Below are 1232 nucleotides of genomic sequence, written 5' to 3' on the forward strand. Positions count from 1 at the left end.
GTGGTAGTAGCCGTCGGACTTCTTCGGCAGGCGGCTCTCGCGGTTCTCGAAGACGATGCCGTCGCGGTTGTACGGGTAGGGGCCGCCCTTGTCGAATCCAGCCGGGCGAGGGCCCGACGCCGACTGGATGAGCAGCGAACGGGTGAGTAACGCGTGGGGAATCTGCCTTTGAGCGGGGGACAACATTTGGAAACGAATGCTAATACCGCATAAAAACTTTAAACACAAGTTTTAAGTTTGAAAGATGCAATTGCATCACTCAAAGATGATCCCGCGTTGTATTAGCTAGTTGGTGAGGTAAAGGCTCACCAAGGCGATGATACATAGCCGACCTGAGAGGGTGATCGGCCACATTGGGACTGAGACACGGCCCAAACTCCTACGGGAGGCAGCAGTAGGGAATCTTCGGCAATGGACGAAAGTCTGACCGAGCAACGCCGCGTGAGTGAAGAAGGTTTTCGGATCGTAAAACTCTGTTGGTAGAGAAGAACGTTGGTGAGAGTGGAAAGCTCATCAAGTGACGGTAACTACCCAGAAAGGGACGGCTAACTACGTGCCAGCAGCCGCGGTAATACGTAGGTCCCGAGCGTTGTCCGGATTTATTGGGCGTAAAGCGAGCGCAGGTGGTTTATTAAGTCTGGTGTAAAAGGCAGTGGCTCAACCATTGTATGCATTGGAAACTGGTAGACTTGAGTGCAGGAGAGGAGAGTGGAATTCCATGTGTAGCGGTGAAATGCGTAGATATATGGAGGAACACCGGTGGCGAAAGCGGCTCTCTGGCCTGTAACTGACACTGAGGCTCGAAAGCGTGGGGAGCAAACAGGATTAGATACCCTGGTAGTCCACGCCGTAAACGATGAGTGCTAGATGTAGGGAGCTATAAGTTCTCTGTATCGCAGCTAACGCAATAAGCACTCCGCCTGGGGAGTACGACCGCAAGGTTGAAACTCAAAGGAATTGACGGGGGCCCGCACAAGCGGTGGAGCATGTGGTTTAATTCGAAGCAACGCGAAGAACCTTACCAGGTCTTGACATACTCGTGCTATTCCTAGAGATAGGAAGTTCCTTCGGGACACGGGATACAGGTGGTGCATGGTTGTCGTCAGCTCGTGTCGTGAGATGTTGGGTTAAGTCCCGCAACGAGCGCGACGGCCCGGGTCAGGTCCTCGTCCGCGACGCCCGAGGACCCGTGCAGCACGAGCGGCACCGCGACGGCCTCGCGCAGCCGCGCG

The 1232-nt window shown here is 54.8% G+C and carries 1 protein-coding gene and 1 rRNA gene; one reads left to right on the forward strand and one right to left on the reverse strand.

Annotation, left to right across the window (positions count from 1 at the left end):
- Positions 1 to 57, reverse strand: a 57-nt coding sequence (locus AB0C76_RS41430; protein ID WP_359975984.1) for a hypothetical protein, incomplete at its 3' end; no start/stop codon positions are given.
- Here AB0C76_RS41430 and AB0C76_RS41435 point away from each other — a divergent pair.
- Positions 46 to 1232 (forward strand): 16S ribosomal RNA (locus tag AB0C76_RS41435); the annotation flags it as partial. The two genes, AB0C76_RS41430 and AB0C76_RS41435, sit on opposite strands and share 12 nt — an antisense overlap.

This window comes from Kitasatospora sp. NPDC048722 (genome assembly GCF_040650235.1).
GTDB lineage: Bacteria > Actinomycetota > Actinomycetes > Streptomycetales > Streptomycetaceae > Kitasatospora.